Source organism: Terrisporobacter othiniensis, assembly GCF_000808015.1.
Classification (GTDB): Bacteria; Bacillota; Clostridia; order Peptostreptococcales; family Peptostreptococcaceae; genus Terrisporobacter; species Terrisporobacter muris.
Map to the genome: position 1 here is coordinate 1 of NZ_JWHR01000157.1, position 16991 is coordinate 16991.

Below are 16991 nucleotides of genomic sequence, written 5' to 3' on the forward strand. Positions count from 1 at the left end.
TCAATATATAGATTATTATAACAAAGAAAGAATACAGGCAAAATTAAACTACCTTTCTCCTGTAAAATACAAGAAAAAGGTAGCCTAGGTTGTTTTATATTGTTCCACATGAAGGGTGCAGTTCATAATGATTTAGGTGTGTTTTTTTGCATATATTTAATTTTGTTAAATAATATTCATTAAGAAGAAATATTAAAGGAGGGGGAAGGTTGGGCAGTAGAATTCATGCTTTAAAATCTGAGTTAAAACATGATTGGGATGAACTTAATTTAGCTGCTAAATCACTAGTTATTATAGGAGGCTTACAATTTGGGATAATTATATATTTCGCAGTAGTTGATGTAGATTCTCTGCAAATTTCTAAGGATATTGAAGTTATGTTTAGATCTTCCCTGGCATCAGTTTTTGGTTTTATATTAAGTTCTAATACAAAAAACAGTAATAAAAAAAATACAGGAACAAAGTCATTGACAAGAAAAAGCAATGAAGAGCATAAAGATATATGTGAAAGAATAAGAGAGTATGATTATGGTGATGGAAATTCGGTTCAAATATCTATAGCGCTTATTATTACAGTAATATCAGCAATTGTGATTTTAATTATATATAAAAATAACATCCATACAGATAGAGTTATATTATCTCAGTTTAGGGATTTGATGTGTACCTCAATAGGTTTTTTACTTGGGGAATCTAAAATAAGGTCAGATTAGGATTAAAAGGAAATTATGAAATTAATTATGCGCAAAATTCCAGGAAAATATTTTCAGGATGAATTGTGAATTTTAAATTTCACGAAATTCACAATTCATCCTTTTGTTTCTCTATTATATCAATTATATTCTGTGTTATTCTATTAACAAATAAAAAGACAACCTACCGGGGGTCTTAAGCTCAGATGAAGATTGAGAGGAGAATAATTAAATTATGAATAAAAAGAAAATACAAAAAGGTTGGATGATGTTAATAGTATGTATGTTAATACAAGCAATACCATTCTGTATAGCATCTAACATACAACCATTATTTATGGGATCAGTTATACAAGAACATGGATTCAGTTTAACAGGATTCTCATTAATATTCTCAATAGGAACAATAGTATCAGCGCTAGCAGCTCCAGTTATAGGTTCTTTATTCGCGAAAGTTAATTTAAAATTAATATACACTGCAGGGGCAATACTTACAGGTGGAGGATTTATGGCATTCTCTATGTGTACACAGTTATGGCAATTCTATGCAGTAGCAGCTATAGTAAATATCGGTGCAGCTGTTATATCAGCTATAGGAGTACCGCTTTTAATAAATTCTTGGTTTGACGGAAATGTTAGAGGTAAGGCTTTAGGTATAGCGTTTGCTGGTGGATCTATAGGTAATATATTCATGCAACAATTAGTTATACGTTCAATAGTTGCAAACGGAACATCTAAATCATACTTTGTATTTGGTTTAGTAGCACTTGTTGTTGCTGTAGTTATAGCTTTATTCTTAGTTAAAATGCCAAAGGATGCTAGTGAAGTAGTAACAGGAAATAATGATTTAACAGAAGAAGAAAATGCAAATGAAATAGATATATCATATACTTTAAAAGAAGCTCAAAGTAACAAATTCTTCTGGATGTTTGGTATTGGATTCTTATTCGTAGGACTTTATGTTTCGGCTTATTCAGTACAATATGCAAACTATTTCCAAAACGTATTAAACTTAAGCCCAAATGTAATAGCACTTACAGGTTCAATATTTGCTATATGTTCATTAGCAGGAAATGTTGTAGGTGGAGTGTTCTTTGATAAATTAGGAGTTGTAAAAACTTTACTTATATCTGCAGTTGCAGTTGCAGCATCAGGAGTATTTATAATATTAGCTGGAAGCAACCCAATATTTGCTCACTTACATTCAGCTGTTAAAGGTGTAGCAGTATTTGTTTACATGATGACACCAGCTTATGTAGTTGGAGAATACTTCGGTAAAAAAGCATATGGTAGTATACTTGGTATGTTACAATTAGTATTCGCAATAGGGTTCTCAGCTGGATCAGTATTATTCGGTGTATTAGCAGGAGCATTAGGATACAATACGACTTGGATGATAATATTAGGATTCGTAGTAGCAGCATTTATATGCTTAATAACTGCAGCTAAAGGAATGACTAAATTAAATAAAGAAAGAAAAGCTAAAATAGAAGCAGGTATGGCTGCTTAATATAAAAAAGTGAACTTATATAAGTTCACTTTTTTTATTCTAGTGTATATCTTCACCTAAGTTTTCACTTATTATCCTTGTATAACTTATGGATTTTGATATTCTTTCTAATATATCATCTTTATCTACTAAAATTAAATCATTGCCATAATTCCAAAGTTTATCAAATAAATTATCGACCATTTTTTTTATTTCGTTATCTCTTAATATAGAGTAATCATTTTTACCTGAAACAGGATGAACTTTTATAAACTTAAGATTTTTAGAAAGGTAGAAAGATGGATTATCTGCATGTCTAAAATCCTCTACAAAGTTACCATCTACTAGCCTTATTTCAACTTTATTATTTTCTTTTAATATTTTTTCTATATATTCTATATGTCTTTCTCTTTCCTTAAATGTTAAAGTCACTGGAGTATTAAAGAAATGAAGGCATCCAGATGACATATATTTTCTAAGTTCTAGTTCGTATATAAGTACTTTTAATTTACATTTATAAGTTGCATTGTGTAAAAATACATTAATTTTTTTAAATTCATTTATAAGTTTAGGACGATCTCCAAATATTCTATGGGCAATTTCCATAAATAAGTCTGGAGGCATGAAAAACTCATTTATAGAACCTAAAAGACATCTTAGTTCACTATTCATAATATACTGCACATAAGTTTGATCTTCAATCATTTCCATAGGAGATTTTATTAGAGAAATATATTTACCTTTGTTTTTTAGTTTGTATTCTAAACTATAATAAAACTCATTAATTAAGTTTTTATTTTTAGATGTATTACTAAATAAACATTCTCCATCATTAGAAAAAATAGTAGTACTTAAAAATCTATCTTTTATTATAAAAAATGCAGTATTTTTACTAATGGCACAGTTAAATAATTTAAAGTTAAGTTTTGGATAAGATGATAAAATATTAATTGTAAGAAGAGAGTTTAATATTTCTTCTTTATTCTCACCTTCAAATCCTATCAAAAAATTAATTTTTACATTTGTATACTTACTTAATTCATAAAAATATTTTTTCATATCTACAAGAGAAACCTTATCTTTATAATCTATAGAGAATAAGTTTATAGCAATAATAATATCTAAATCATTGCCAACGCTAGCATTAAATTCTATTTCTTCACGTATGGCTTTTGGTAATAAGGTAGGTTTTACTTCGCAATTCACATTATAATATTCTTGTGAAACAGAAGTCATTGGGATATTTTGGGTCCCTTTGTTATTGGAGCTTTCGAAGTAAACTTCTTGTAATGTATTTTTTATATATTCATAAAGAAAATCGTTGTCCCCTCTTTCGAGTTCAAAATATTCGACTAAGTGTTTTCTAGTATCATTATCTAGAGATTTTATAATAAATTTTGCAATATTTTCACAAATTTCTACTGCTCTTTTAAAACTAGGTAAGTTTTTGGAATTTACCCATTTATTAATATAAGATACATCGTAGCCTAAATAGGAGGCTAAAGAAGATTTTTTTTGTTTAGAGATATATAGTAAGTTTTCTAGTACACCTCCAAATGTTCTGCTATTCAATGTCATTCCTCATTTCTGTCATAAATTTATGGTTCCATGTAAGAAAATATTATATCATTATTATTTTACCCTTTGAAGGAAAAGTATGAATTTTATTTAAAAAATATGAATTCAATTTTTTTTGTTATTTTGTAAATAATAAGTTTATATTAAAAAGTAAGGAGGTTTATTAATATGAGGAATTTTAAAAGAATAGTATTTTTAGTTTTAACTATTATATTTTGTAGTACAGGGATTTCAAATGGTCATAATGCTTTTCCATTAATACGTAGGAAGGATAAGAGTGAAATAAATTATTTATATAATATTCAACTTAAAAAAATAATAGAGGAAAGTGAATTTTTTAAGGCACAGATTAATTACCCTTATTTTAAAATAAAAGAAAAATATAAAGATAGAGAAAAAGAAAATATAAAAACAATAAGTAAAATAAATAATGAAATCTATGATTATTTAGTTGATTTTAAAAATAATATAAAAAAACAATCTGAACAATATGAAAAAGAGTATAAAAGCAGTGATAAGGACTTATCTTTACCTAAGTTTGTATATGAAGCTTATAGTGAATTTGATGTTGCATACAATAAAAATAATTTGATTAGTATACCAATATTAACATATGAATTTACTGGTGGAGCTCATGGAATGTCTGTATTAAAGTCTTTTAATTATAACTTGAAAAGTGGTGAAGAGTTAGAACTAAGTAATATTTTTAAAGATAAGATAGATTATAAAAGTATTATAAATACTTATATAAAGCAAGAAATAGAAAAAAATAAGGATTTATATTTTACAGGTAAAGATGGATTTAAAGGTATAGATGATAATCAGGGGTTTTATTTGGAAAATGATAAATTAATAATATATTTTCAACTATACGAGATAGGCCCTTATTATATAGGTATCCCAAAATTTGAAATTCCTCTTAATGAAATAGAAGATGTAATAAACATTTAATTTATATAGAAGTAATGAGACTTTGAATGAAAAGTTTTACAAATTATAAAAGGATATATGTTTATGCTCATATATATTTTTGAGACATTAGCATTATTGATTTTATTTTTAAGTTTAGGATATTACCTAAATAATCATATAAAATTTTTAAAAGTAATTATAAGGATAATATAAATTTAATTGAAAAAACTAATTTGATACAATATTATCTTAGGCAATTGGAAGAGATTAAGGAAAGATAGCTTATAAAATAAAAGATCACTTTTCACGAAGTGATTTTTTATTTTGAGAAAAATGAGTTGACATTTTTGGATTACAATTGTAAGATTTAAGTAAAAGATTACGATTGTAAGTTTTGAGGGAGGTTAATAATGAAACAAAATATTTCTGAATCGGAATTAGAAGTAATGAAAGTATTATGGAAGGCTAAAAAAGCTACTAGTGCAGAAATTATAGAAAATCTAAAAGATAAAAGTGAATGGAAGCCAAAAACTATACAAACTCTTATAACAAGACTTGTATCAAAGGATTTTGTAAATGTAGATAAGAGTAATAAAAAATCATATATTTACAGTGCTAGTATAAGTGAGAAAGAATATAAAAATTATGCAAGTAAGTCTTTTTTAGAGAAGCTTTATAATGGATCAATAAATAAAATGGTTCTTAGCTTTGTAAAAGATAAAAAATTATCAAAATCAGAAATTGAAGAGCTAAAAGATATATTAAGAGATGAATAGAAAAGAGGTGGAGTATGAGTAATATATGGGGGTACATATTAAGTGCTACTGTTTATGGTAGTATAGCAGGAGTGGTAATATTACTTATAAAAAGCTTATTGAGAAATAGAATTAATAAAAAATATGCTTATCTATTATGGATAATATTGATAATTAAGCTAGCCTTTCCATTTGGTCCAGAAAGTAGTTTAAGTTTATTTAATAAAATACCTGTAAAAATAAATAATCAAGTTGCTGCAAATGATATTAATATATCAAATTTCAATGAAAGTATAGATTACACTGTTGACACAGATTATGAAAGTAGCAAAAAAGAAAATTTACCACAAGAAAAAGTTTCTACTATTCAAAGTTCTTTTAATTCTAATAATGAAAGTGAAAAAAGTATTTTTACGAGTATAATACCCATTATTTGGATAAGTGGTGTAGCTTTAGCTCTAACTGCTCATATAATAATTTATTTACATTTCATGAAAAATCTTAAAAGAAGAGAAAATATTAAATACGATTATCTAGAATGTATTCTAAAAGAATGCAAGGAAAAGTTACATATAAAAAGAAAAATTAATCTTGTAATTGATGATATGATAAATTCTCCATCCTTAGTAGGTATATTTAAAACTAAAATTATTATACCAAGTAACTTGGTTGATTTAAGCGAAGAAGAATTACAACATATATTTCTACATGAATTATGCCATTTCAAAAGTAAAGATACTTGGGTAGATAATATGCTAGTTCTCTTACAATGTGTCCATTGGTTTAATCCTTTAGTATGGTATTTATTTAAACATGTTAGAAATGATATGGAAATGGCTTGTGATGAAAGAGTTTTATCGGTTTTAAATGAAAAAGAACATAATAAATATGGTATCACTATGCTTACTGTATTGGAAAAAGTTAATTATAATAAAAGATTTGCAGTAGGTTTAAATATGACAGATGATAAGAAAACCATAAAAAAGAGAGTGGAATTAATTAAAAATTCAAAGTACTTTACAAAGAAAAAGAAGATATTTACCGTAACTGGAATAGCTTGTTTATTGATTATGTGTGGTGTACTTCTTACTAATGGTAAAGTTATAAATGAAGATAATAAGAAAGTACTATTAGCTACAGAAAAAACTGACTTGCAAGATTTAGACCAGGCTATTTCAAAGGCTATAGTAGATAATTATATAAAAGATTGGTATGGAATAGACTTTGGAGGAGAGTTAAATGTGGAAAGCCATGTGATATTAGGTAAAGAAGAAGATGAAGATTCTATTGAAGTTTATCTTGTATCAACCTATGGAACATATAGTTTCGAAAATGACATATTTAGCATGACTGGTGGAAGTTCTAATATACCAATAAGAATAAAATTTTCAAAAGTAAAAGAAGGGGAATTTTTAACTACAAAACCAGGATATTATTATCTAGAAAGCGAGGAAGCACAGGATGGATCAATGTATAAGGATTCTGTATTTAAAATGTTTCCTAAAAAAGAAGCTTTACAAGCTACGAGTATTGATTACACAGATAGATTGTTAAAAGATATTAATAAGCAGGCAGAAGCTTATGTAAAAAGTATAGGTAGAAAATGTGAAGTTATAAGTGAATATGTGGAACATGAGTATATAGATGAACTTTCATTGGTAGATAAAGCATATATGGAAGGGCTATGGGACTATCCAGAATGGATAGGAACAAGAGAAGAGTTGGTAGATAATAAGAGATATATTTATGAAACTCAGTATGATAAATATTCTAGCATTGTAACATTTACTAAGTATAATGAAAAGAAAGAGCAATTAGAAAATATGCAGTATAAAATCAACGGAAATAAGCTTGAAAAAATAGACAGTAAAAATTTCACTTTATATTCCGATGATGATGCACCAGTATTTATAGATAATGAAGATTTTAAGATGACAGTAAAAAATATTTCCATAATTGATAATAATGCTGAATATGGGCTATATATAGAGAATAAAAGTAGTGAGGTTATGGAAATAAGTATGGATGAAATTCATATAGGAGAATCATCTAAGACTGTTGAATTTAAAGCTAAATTAAAGGGTAAAGAAAAAAAATATACTAATCTAAAAATAAAAAATATATCCAACTTAGATGATTTAAATGACAAAATTTATGGAGTATTTTTAGGTAATTCTTTCAAATATGATTTTATGTTTAAGTAAATATATTATGAATGACATTTATATGTAATAAAAAACATATGAAAAAATAAGGGAAGAGGTATATATTATGAAGAGAAAAATTATTTATATAATTGGTATATTATTAATTTTCACTTGCATATTAGTTTTTACATTTAGAAAAAGTATTTTTCAGTGTGGCAACCCTATACCTTATGTTGGAAAAATGATAACTCTTAATGAAGAGAAAGAATTTGCAAAAGTTTATAGTGATAAGGAAATATACATAACGAAAAACGGTGATTATGAAGATTTACATAAATATATTGAAGATAAATATAAAGTATCTTTTTTAGACCAAATGGGAAGTGGATTCATACTTATATCCTATAATGAAAGAGTTATATTAACTAGCGAAGTTTACTATAAAAACTATGATGTCTGGAATGTAACAATAAAAAAAGAAAAGTTATACTTGGAAGATTTGAGTATTGAACAATTAATAAAAGTTAGAGATAAAGCTATAGATAAGAATTTAGAAGATTTTAGTGAATTCGGGGAGCAAGCTGTTAAAGAGCGCAAAGATGATATTTTAAATTATGATTGGGGATTAGTTTCTTATATTGATAATAATTATAAAACTTTATCTCAAAAAGATAAATTAATAAGGTAAATTAAAATAGTAGAATATGAAAACTCTATTAATGAGATAATGGATCCATCAGGCGCCTTCTTTAAGTATGCAAATGAAGCGTATAAAATTAGTGAATATTTATCTGAGAATAAAAGGGATGTTTATATTTCATCTTATGAAAATTTAAAGTTTTTAATTGATAATTTGGAAGAATTATGTGACTGTATAGACTATGAACTGATAGATTTATTTGATATGATAGACCCCGCATCAAAAGAGAATCTTTCACAAAATGAGAAAGAAGATTTGTATAGCAGATTAGAAAAAATAAATTCTAATAAGACAGTAAGTGTAGAAATTAAAAATGGAATTCAATATATAATGCAACATAAATCTTAAAAAATATTTTTATTAAAAATAAAAGAAATATGAACTATGAAGTAGTATTAATATATTTATCTATGGTCGGGAGTGTAGTTGTTCATATGGCTACATACGCAGCTTTATTTATCTTAGGCCAGGAAAATAATATAAAACTAATACCTATGGTATTAGCACTTAGAGTAATTATTATTATAGTTATATTTATTTCTCGTCAATTAAGCTATGAAGATGCTGAGATAGATAAAAGGATTAAAGAAGAGAGGAAGTTAAATAAAGGAATAAAAAAAGAGAAAAAAGAGAAAAAGAGCAGTAAGTGGATTCATAAAATTTTATTAAAAGATTTTAAATCTAATATAAAAAACTATATAGTATTCATAATAAGTGCAGTGTTGACAGTGACATATATTTATGGATTTTTAGGAAACCTTTTTATTGTACATAAGATGCAACAAACTAGCGCTGCGTATATTACCGAAGGAATTACATCAGTTGTATTAAATGCATTATTTACTATTGCAATAGTGACCATATTGATTCAATTTTATGCGCTTAAAAACTATGTGCAAAATAGAATGCATGATTTAAAAACATTATTGTTACTAGGGGTTAAAGAAAAAGAAATATACAAGTGTATGAGATTTTTACTAATAATAAGCTTGTTACTTTCTTATATAATAGGCGTTATTTTAGGGAATGGAATGATTTTTATATTTAGAAAAGTGTATGGTTTCTACCTACAAAGTCTTAGTATACCTAAAGTTGATTTAGTAACTGTAACAGTAATATCATTTATAGGATGTGTATTACTTTTAGGCTTTATTATGTCTATAGTTCAAGACTTAGCAATCGAAAGTAGTATTCTAAATGTTTCATCTTCAGATATGGAAGAAAAATTGCCCAATTATAAAAAAATATTACTTATATTACCGATATTTCTTATTATATTATTTAAACTATACTCAGATTCTCATTGGGCTGAATCAAAATATATAATTTATACTTGGATAATAATATTTGTAGTGTTTATATATTTTGTTGCAGGTTATATACTCAATAAAATTAAAAGTAAGAAATATTATTTAAAAAATATTTTATCTTTTATTCTTATATTTTATCAATCTAGAACCTATTTAAAAAATTCTTTACTATTATATACTTTACTTTTTGTTATGTTCTTTACATATTTTTTTCAAATATCAAGCTTATTTCCTTTAGAAACTAAAGAGCTTTATCCATATGACTATGTATGTTTAGGATATGAAAAGGACAAAGGTAAACTAAAAACAATAGAACAAGAATTTGATGTAAAAAGTAGAATTTACCCTGTGGTAAGAGTTACTGTGCCAGGAGGAGAAGATGGTGGATATGGAAGTCTTTATAAAACATTGCCAATGGGGCATCATCTGGGAATCTCAGAAAGTACATATAAAAAATTAACTGGTGAAAATTTAAACTTGAAAAATAAGGATATTGTTATTTTATATCAAGAAGATAAATCAAATAAAGCTCATCCATTAGATTTTTATGTTACTAGATCAAAACCGTTTATTAGAATTGGTCAACCAGAACGTTATACCATTTTTAATAGAAAAGTAATTTTTAGTTCAGATTATAATATAGTTAAAGAAAAAAGAGAGATAGTCTTTGGGCGACTTACAAGTGTAATGTACGAAAACATAGTTGTGTTTTCAGATGAGTATTTTAATAATGAGCATAAAAATACTGATGGAATAAAATATTTAATGACAATTAAAGATAATGGGAAAAATGATAAGTCTTTAGCCGAGTATATGGATAATTACAAAAAAACACATAATGAAGAAAGAGAGATTGATAGTCAGGTACAGTCTGTTTATAAATCAAAGGATTTGAATGAAGATTTTCAAGGAGATAAAATATTTAAGTTGATTATTAATATATCCATATCATTAACATTTGTAATTGCAAGTATAATGATTGTTTTTGTACATGCTTTTGGAAATAGATCTTATTATAAAAATTGTTATGAGATACTTAGTTATTTGGGTGAAAAGAAAAAGAAATCCAACTCCATAATAAGAAAAGAGATAATAGCATTTGCATTTTTACCATGTATATTAGCAATATTTACTTCTTTAATATTTATTATAATTACAGTTTATATGCGTGGATTTAACTATTTAGAAATAATATCAAGTGGTAAAGTTTATACAAGTATTATGTTAGCTTTTCTAGCAATATACGGTGTATCGACTTTTATAATATCTCATTTTTTAATTAAGGATATTGGAGGGAAGTAGTGATGGAAATTATAAAAGTAGTTGATTTAAAAAAATCATTTGGATCAGTTGAAGTATTAAGAGGGATAAACTTCTGCATTGAAGAAGGTGAGAGAATTGCTATTATGGGGAACTCTGGATGTGGAAAAACAACATTATTAAAAATGTTAGGATTTATAGAAGACCCCACACTTGGAGATGTTTACTATAAAGGTGAAAAAAGTAAAAATTTATCTAGAGATGAAATATCTGAAATAAGGCTAAATGATATTGGATTTGTATTTCAAGATTTTAGGTTGCTAGATAGTTTGACTATACAGGAAAATATTATGCTTCCTATGATTATAAATAAAGAGGAAGAAGATATTATGCTTGATAGATGTAATTATTATGCCGAAAAAGTAGGTATAAAGCATTTATTAAATAAGAAGCCATCTAATATTTCAGGTGGTGAAAAACAAAGAACAGCAATTTGTAGAGCTTTAATAAATAACCCAAGTGTTATTTATGCTGATGAACCTACAGGAAGTTTAGATTCTAAAACTGGTAAAACTATAATAGATATTTTAGTAAATACCAACATTGAACTAAAGAAAACATTAATAATGGTTACACATGACCCTCTTATTGCCAGCCATTGTAGTAGAGTAATATGGTTAAAAGATGGATTGTTAGTTCATGAAATTAGAGAAAGTAAAAAAGAAAAACTATATGGTGAAATTATTGAAAAGATGAAAGAAGTATAAAGTAAATTCATAAATTACAAAAACATATTTTTTAAATAAGGAGGTTGGAGAATATTGTCTAGCCTCCTTTAAATTTTAAAATAGAAAAAATTTACAATATGATATAAGTAAGCTTGATATATCGATAAGCAACATAATGAGAGAAGATATGATAAAGGATGTCAAAGAAGCAAGAATATTTAACAGAAAGTTATTACTATATTTTACTTTGCTTATATAAAGGACTCAATTATGGTTATTGCATAATGCAAGAAGCTATAAAACTATTAAATAATATAGTGAAAATAGGATCTGGAACTATGTATACAGCAGTAAGTAAAATGATAAAAAAGGACAGTGACACTGCAAATGGAGAGGATGATAGAAGAAGAACTTATGAAATAACATTAGATGGAAGAAATATTTTATTGCAAGAGATTGAAAGATTAAAAGAAATATTTGAAGATTTAGGATGGAAATATATAAACTTAACTTATAATGGATGGAACTATTTTAGAAAAAATATGACGAGAACAACGATGCAAGTGAATATGAAATATATATATAGATTATTCTTCTTACAGAAGTATGTTAAGTATACGGTGTAAACTAGGGAAAGTTATATTTGTAATATCAATTATTATAGCTTTATTATATACATTTTTAGCAATAAGAAATACGGATATTATTATTGGCATAGAAATCGTATTATTCTGGGGACTTTTCATATGGATAAAAAGAGGTCTTGAAAAAATGGAAGAAAAATAGAAATTAATTAGGGACGATAAGTATGAGTAAGGGGGAATAAATATATTTGTTTTGGTTTAATTTTTAGTGGTATTTCATTTTTAGTCAGACAACTAAATCTATTTTATATTGTATTACCTGATTTTCTTAGAGGATTTATAGAGGGATTCTCCATAAGTTTATCTATAATATTAATATTATTTGGATTATATTGTAAAAATCTTAATTTGAAAAAAATAAAAAATTATAATATAAATAATTATGGTAATATTTTCGTGACTAATAAGTTATTATATGTATGAGAAAATAAATTTATATGAGATGTAAAAAAAATACATCGTAAAAATGTTGAAATTTGTAGAAATATACGTTAAAAATATGTTAAAATATAAAAATAATTTCTTAGAAAGGTTACGATTATATTATGAATAATACAAATTCCTATGCATTAGTATTTGGAGTATCAGTTTTTGATATTTGTGGATTTACGGATAATAACTATAGATGCAATGACTCTAACCCAGGTCAGGTTAAGACTTCTTTTGGAGGGGTTTGCAGAAACATAGCTGAATGTATGTCTAGAGTAGGAGTTAATACTAAGTTTATATCAATTTTAGGTGATGATGAAACTGGAAACAGAATGATAGAACATTCAAAGCTTATGAATTACGATATGAGTGATTCTTTAATTATAGAAGGTGGCCATACACCAACATATATGGCAATACTTAACCATCAAGGTGAGATGGTATCAGCAGTAGTAGACATGAAAATAATAGATAAATTTACTACGGAGTTTATAGACTCTAAATCTGAGACCATAAGAAATTCTGAATATATGATATTAGATTCAGATAGACCGGACATAGTAGAATATATACTTGAAAAATTTAGTGGAGAAACTAAATTTATCTTAGACCCAGTATCAGCTGCAAAGGCAGAGGGTGTAAAACATCTAATAAAATACTTCCATACTATAAAGCCAAATAGATATGAAGCTGAAATAATGTGCGGATTTAAAATTGAAAATGACGAAGATGTAAGAAGAGCTGGAAAATACTTTGTTGACTTAGGCATAAAAAATGTATTTATTACATTAGATGAAGATGGAATATACTACAACAATGGAGTGGAAGAAGGCAAATTAAAAGCCAATGATGTTAAAGTTGTAAATGTAACAGGAGCTGGAGATTCTTTTGTAGCAGGAATAGCTCATGGATACATGGAAGAGATTTCATTAATAGATACACTTAAATTTGCAATTTCAATGTCTACAATAACCATATCAACAGAAGAAACTATTCATCCAGAGATGGGCTATGATCTAGTTAAGAAATATGTTGATGATATACAATGGACTCATATAAAATATAATGAATAATCTTTAAGATAATAATCCTTCCATATTAATGGTGGGATTTTTTTATTAAATTTTTTATCTAGTTATACTATATAAAGTATTGGGGATATAATAGCTCTGTAACAGTTAATGTAAAATATTGTGGAAAAAGTAAAAAAATACAAATAAAATGTATTTTTTTATTTGGAGGGGCATGAATGAAACTTAAACATGTATTAGTTATAGATGATAATGTAACAAACTTAAAATTTGCAGAAAAAATATTAAAACCATATTATAAGGTAAGTTTATTAATATCAGGAGCTCAGGCATTGAAGTTTTTATCTAAAAACACGCCTGACTTAATATTACTAGATATAAATATGCCTGATATGGATGGATATAAAACCTTGAAAAAAATAAGGGAAAATCAAGATCTAGACAATACACCAGTAATATTTTTAACGGCTTTATCAGATAGCGAAAGTGAATTAGGAGCAGTAGATTTTATTATAAAACCTTTTATTCCGCAGACTATGCTAAGTAGGGTAAAAATGCATTTAGAATTTAGTGAATATAAGAATGATTTAGAAGATAAAGTGCATGAAAAAACAGAAATAATAGAGCATTTGCAAGATGTAATGATGTTATCTTTAGCAGAGCTTGTGGAATGCAGAGATGAAAATATAGGAGGTCATGTTAAGCGAACAGCGGAGTATGTAAAAATATTGACTGATGAAATTGTTGAGGCAAGATTATACAGTGATATTTTAACTCCAGAATATATACGAGATATAGTGAGATCAGCGCCACTTCATGATATAGGGAAAATAGGTATAAATGATTCAACGTTATTAAAAGCCGGATCATTAGATGATGAGGAGTTTGAATATATGAAGAATCATGCAGAACTTGGTGGACAAACATTACAAAAAATGATAAATGAAATTAACGGAGAAAGTTTTTTGTATGCAGCAAAAGATATGGCTCATTATCATCATGAAAAATGGGATGGTAGTGGTTATCCATCAGGATTAAAAGGTGAAGAAATACCTATAAGTGCTAGAATAATGGCAATAGCTGATGTTTATGATGCTTTAACAGCAAAAAGACCTTATAAAGAAGCCTTTGAACATGAAGCTGCATTGAAAATAATAATTGATGGAAAAGGAAAAATGTTTGATCCTAATATTATAGATATATTTGAAAAAATTAGTTACAAATTTCAATTGATAAATTTGTAAGGGGGACATTAGGGAATCAATAGTAGTAAAAAGTCATAATATAGTTGATGGAAGAGAATCAGCTTTAAAAATGATAGATGATATAAATGAAAACATCAAACTTAGGAAATACTCAATAGGAATTTTATTTTGTGAAGCTAGTTTGGATTAAAGTGAATTATTACAAACACTAGGAGATGAAAGTAGCATAATGATACTTAGTTGCAGTTATAGTGGAGAAATTTGTAATGATGGTTATTTAGATGATAGTGCAGTACTTATGGTATTAACAGATGATGAAAATAGATTCCATATCGGTGTGATAAAGGATATAAAAGAAAAAACTAAAGAATAATTAGATGAGATTATAAATAAGGAATATGAAAAAGCTAAATTATTATTTAATGAAGATCCATCAATAATGTTAACATTCCCTAATTTTGATAGTATTGAAACAATTAAAGATATTTTTTACATAGTTAATACAAATTATCTTGACTTACCTATGTTTGGAGGAGCATCTTCTATAGACTTTAATGATAATTTACAAGAATTCACAGAATTCTATGATGGAATAGTATATAAAAGTTCTATATCATTTGTTTTATAAATACAGAGGAAAAGCCTATAAATACTTATGAAAACATAAGTATTTAAGGTTTATTTATTCTAGCAATAGTTTTTTTAATAATTGTTTATGACGAAAATAGAGATTTAACAGGAGCTCATCTATATGAAGTATATTCCAAATATAGAGGCGAAGAAAATGCAAAAGAATTTTGTAAATTATGTAGGGAGTGTTTACAAACACATGAAACTATAGAAAGACTAATTGAATATAATAGTCCAATAGATAATTCGGGGAAGCATGCAACTATAGCAATATATCCAGCTACTAATGAGCGAGTTGAATTACAAAACATAGTTATAGTATTAAAAGATGTAACTGAATTTTATGAAATGAAAGAAAAGGCAGAAATTGCTGGAAAGGCGAAAACAGAATTTTTAGCCAACATGAGTCATGAAATTAGAATACTAATGAACGCAATAGTTGGAATGGTCGAACTTATTATGAGAGAAGATATAAGTGATACTGTAAGGGAGAACATTTATAATATAAAATCAGCAGGTACAAATCTATTAGGAATAATAAATGATATATTAGATATTTCTAAAGTTGAATCAGGAAAAATTGAGTCACAAACAATAGAAGATAATGAAGTAAAGTTAAAAGTTTCTGTTAAAGATACAGGTATGGGAATAAAAGAAGACTTAGAAAAGTTATTTGAATCATTTAAGCAAGTAGACACAAGAAAAAATAGAAATATAGAAGGAACAGGTTTAGGTATAGCCATATCAAAATCATTAGTAGAATTAATGGGCGAAAAAATATTCGTAGAAAGTGTATATGGTTAAGGGAGTAAATTTAGTTTTATATTTAATCAAAAGATTACAAATTACAAAGGGTTTGCTGAAGTTAATGATGAAAAACTAAATAAAAATATACTATAAACCTTATAGAAGAGAAAAGTTATAGCCATATATAAAAAACTAAATAGTGTACTAAAAAGGTGGATACCAAATGAATTAAAGAAGCATCCAAGTGAATGTATGCAAAATAATATAAATAAAAATAAAGAGAAAAAAGAAATTAAATTAGATTTAGTAGGATTAGATTATAAAATAAGTTTGCAAAAAATAATTTAGATATTTATAGTTATTTAGATATATTGAAAATATTCTAAAAGATGGTAATAGCAAGATTGATAAGTTGGATCATTATGCAAATGAAGGATTAAAAAGATATATTATAGAAGTTAATGCAATAAAAAGCTATTTATTAAGTATAGGAGCTTGTTTATTATCAGAAAAAGCTAGATTATTAGAAGATGTAGGTAAGAATGGGGATATTAAATATATAAAAGAAAATCATAAATCATTTATGAGAGAGTATAAAGGCATATTAGGTAGTATAAGTAAAAATCTAAATAATATTGAAAGTAATAGTTATTCTAATTGCATTGAAAAAATCGAAATTAATAAAGAAGATATAGAAAATAAAATAGATTGTATAAATAAATTTACTTTATAAT

Annotated in this window: 19 protein-coding genes and 1 pseudogene; 19 read left to right on the forward strand and 1 reads right to left on the reverse strand. The window is 26.2% G+C overall.

Annotated features, from left to right (window positions below; all coding sequences use genetic code 11):
* The first annotated feature begins 7 nt into the window (after positions 1-7).
* From QX51_RS21880 to QX51_RS18265, 3 genes are all read left to right on the forward strand, one after another.
* Positions 8-88, forward strand: coding sequence for an IS3 family transposase (locus QX51_RS21880; RefSeq protein WP_408645542.1), 81 nt, complete (start codon positions 8-10; stop codon positions 86-88).
* A 121-nt stretch (positions 89-209) separates the two neighbouring features.
* A complete protein-coding gene (locus QX51_RS18260; RefSeq protein WP_039681335.1) occupies positions 210-713 on the forward strand; it encodes a hypothetical protein in 504 nt (167 codons plus the stop codon).
* A 214-nt stretch (positions 714-927) separates the two neighbouring features.
* Positions 928-2202 (forward strand): conjugated bile salt MFS transporter, encoded by a 1275-nt coding sequence (locus QX51_RS18265; RefSeq protein ID WP_039681336.1) that lies wholly within the window; start codon positions 928-930, stop codon positions 2200-2202.
* A 39-nt stretch (positions 2203-2241) separates the two neighbouring features.
* On the opposite strand, the gene QX51_RS18270 is transcribed toward QX51_RS18265, so the two are convergent.
* A complete protein-coding gene (locus QX51_RS18270) occupies positions 2242-3753 on the reverse strand; it encodes a hypothetical protein (RefSeq protein ID WP_039681337.1) in 1512 nt (503 codons plus the stop codon).
* A gap of 174 nt (positions 3754-3927) precedes the next feature.
* On the opposite strand from QX51_RS18270, the gene QX51_RS18275 reads away from it, so the two are divergent.
* From QX51_RS18275 to QX51_RS18335, 16 genes and pseudogenes are all read left to right on the forward strand, one after another.
* Complete coding sequence (locus QX51_RS18275) at positions 3928-4710, forward strand: DUF3298 and DUF4163 domain-containing protein (RefSeq protein WP_052233168.1); 783 nt, start codon at positions 3928-3930, stop codon at positions 4708-4710.
* 371 nt (positions 4711-5081) lie between these two features.
* The gene (locus tag QX51_RS18280) at positions 5082-5447 is read left to right on the forward strand and encodes a BlaI/MecI/CopY family transcriptional regulator (protein WP_039681338.1); all 366 of its coding nucleotides are present in this window, start codon (positions 5082-5084) and stop codon (positions 5445-5447) included.
* Between the two features lie 14 nt (positions 5448-5461).
* The gene (locus tag QX51_RS18285; protein WP_039681339.1) at positions 5462-7630 is read left to right on the forward strand and encodes a M56 family metallopeptidase; all 2169 of its coding nucleotides are present in this window, start codon (positions 5462-5464) and stop codon (positions 7628-7630) included.
* A 67-nt stretch (positions 7631-7697) separates the two neighbouring features.
* A complete protein-coding gene (locus QX51_RS19730) occupies positions 7698-8261 on the forward strand; it encodes a hypothetical protein (RefSeq protein WP_052233169.1) in 564 nt (187 codons plus the stop codon).
* Between the two features lie 39 nt (positions 8262-8300).
* Positions 8301-8621, forward strand: coding sequence for a hypothetical protein (locus tag QX51_RS18295; RefSeq protein ID WP_039681340.1), 321 nt, complete (start codon positions 8301-8303; stop codon positions 8619-8621).
* A gap of 29 nt (positions 8622-8650) precedes the next feature.
* Positions 8651-10885 carry a hypothetical protein gene (locus QX51_RS18300; RefSeq protein ID WP_152607259.1) on the forward strand — a complete coding sequence of 745 codons (2235 nt, stop codon included), beginning with the start codon at positions 8651-8653 and terminating at the stop codon, positions 10883-10885.
* Positions 10886-10887: 2 nt separating this feature from the next.
* Positions 10888-11610, forward strand: coding sequence for an ABC transporter ATP-binding protein (locus QX51_RS18305; protein WP_039681342.1), 723 nt, complete (start codon positions 10888-10890; stop codon positions 11608-11610).
* Between the two features lie 158 nt (positions 11611-11768).
* On the forward strand, positions 11769-12197 hold the full coding sequence (locus QX51_RS18310; protein ID WP_079768018.1) for a PadR family transcriptional regulator: 429 nt from the start codon (positions 11769-11771) through the stop codon (positions 12195-12197).
* Positions 12178-12357, forward strand: coding sequence for a hypothetical protein (locus QX51_RS20455; protein WP_074079139.1), 180 nt, complete (start codon positions 12178-12180; stop codon positions 12355-12357). Before QX51_RS18310 ends, QX51_RS20455 begins: the two co-directional genes overlap by 20 nt.
* A gap of 403 nt (positions 12358-12760) precedes the next feature.
* Positions 12761-13717, forward strand: coding sequence for a carbohydrate kinase family protein (locus tag QX51_RS18315; protein ID WP_039681343.1), 957 nt, complete (start codon positions 12761-12763; stop codon positions 13715-13717).
* 176 nt (positions 13718-13893) lie between these two features.
* Entirely contained in the window at positions 13894-14919 is a 1026-nt protein-coding gene (locus QX51_RS18320; protein ID WP_039681344.1) for an HD domain-containing phosphohydrolase, read from the forward strand.
* 190 nt (positions 14920-15109) lie between these two features.
* Entirely contained in the window at positions 15110-15253 is a 144-nt protein-coding gene (locus QX51_RS20810; protein ID WP_161791951.1) for a hypothetical protein, read from the forward strand.
* 66 nt (positions 15254-15319) lie between these two features.
* Positions 15320-15508 (forward strand): hypothetical protein, encoded by a 189-nt coding sequence (locus QX51_RS18325; protein WP_039681345.1) that lies wholly within the window; start codon positions 15320-15322, stop codon positions 15506-15508.
* Between the two features lie 80 nt (positions 15509-15588).
* Positions 15589-15843, forward strand: a pseudogene (locus QX51_RS21885) (hypothetical protein); the annotation flags it as partial.
* 15 nt (positions 15844-15858) lie between these two features.
* Positions 15859-16314, forward strand: a complete 456-nt coding sequence (locus tag QX51_RS18330; protein ID WP_039681346.1) for a sensor histidine kinase — start codon at positions 15859-15861, stop codon at positions 16312-16314.
* A gap of 355 nt (positions 16315-16669) precedes the next feature.
* Positions 16670-16990 carry a hypothetical protein gene (locus QX51_RS18335; RefSeq protein WP_039681347.1) on the forward strand — a complete coding sequence of 107 codons (321 nt, stop codon included), beginning with the start codon at positions 16670-16672 and terminating at the stop codon, positions 16988-16990.
* Position 16991: the final 1 nt, after the last annotated feature.

What these genes read in the sequence shown, in the direction of transcription:
- QX51_RS18315 (WP_039681343.1), top strand. Translation starts at nt 12,761, where the DNA reads ATGAATAATACAAATTCCTATGCATTAGTATTTGGAGTATCAGTTTTT.
- QX51_RS18320 (WP_039681344.1), top strand. Translation starts at nt 13,894, where the DNA reads ATGAAACTTAAACATGTATTAGTTATAGATGATAATGTAACAAACTTA.
- QX51_RS19730 (WP_052233169.1), top strand. Translation starts at nt 7,698, where the DNA reads ATGAAGAGAAAAATTATTTATATAATTGGTATATTATTAATTTTCACT.
- QX51_RS20455 (WP_074079139.1), top strand. Translation starts at nt 12,178, where the DNA reads ATGTTAAGTATACGGTGTAAACTAGGGAAAGTTATATTTGTAATATCA.
- QX51_RS18300 (WP_152607259.1), top strand. Translation starts at nt 8,651, where the DNA reads ATGAACTATGAAGTAGTATTAATATATTTATCTATGGTCGGGAGTGTA.
- QX51_RS18280 (WP_039681338.1), top strand. Translation starts at nt 5,082, where the DNA reads ATGAAACAAAATATTTCTGAATCGGAATTAGAAGTAATGAAAGTATTA.
- QX51_RS18285 (WP_039681339.1), top strand. Translation starts at nt 5,462, where the DNA reads ATGAGTAATATATGGGGGTACATATTAAGTGCTACTGTTTATGGTAGT.
- QX51_RS18310 (WP_079768018.1), top strand. Translation starts at nt 11,769, where the DNA reads ATGTCAAAGAAGCAAGAATATTTAACAGAAAGTTATTACTATATTTTA.
- QX51_RS18275 (WP_052233168.1), top strand. Translation starts at nt 3,928, where the DNA reads ATGAGGAATTTTAAAAGAATAGTATTTTTAGTTTTAACTATTATATTT.
- QX51_RS20810 (WP_161791951.1), top strand. Translation starts at nt 15,110, where the DNA reads ATGATACTTAGTTGCAGTTATAGTGGAGAAATTTGTAATGATGGTTAT.
- QX51_RS18330 (WP_039681346.1), top strand. Translation starts at nt 15,859, where the DNA reads ATGAAAGAAAAGGCAGAAATTGCTGGAAAGGCGAAAACAGAATTTTTA.
- QX51_RS18295 (WP_039681340.1), top strand. Translation starts at nt 8,301, where the DNA reads ATGGATCCATCAGGCGCCTTCTTTAAGTATGCAAATGAAGCGTATAAA.
- QX51_RS18325 (WP_039681345.1), top strand. Translation starts at nt 15,320, where the DNA reads ATGTTAACATTCCCTAATTTTGATAGTATTGAAACAATTAAAGATATT.
- QX51_RS18305 (WP_039681342.1), top strand. Translation starts at nt 10,888, where the DNA reads ATGGAAATTATAAAAGTAGTTGATTTAAAAAAATCATTTGGATCAGTT.
- QX51_RS18265 (WP_039681336.1), top strand. Translation starts at nt 928, where the DNA reads ATGAATAAAAAGAAAATACAAAAAGGTTGGATGATGTTAATAGTATGT.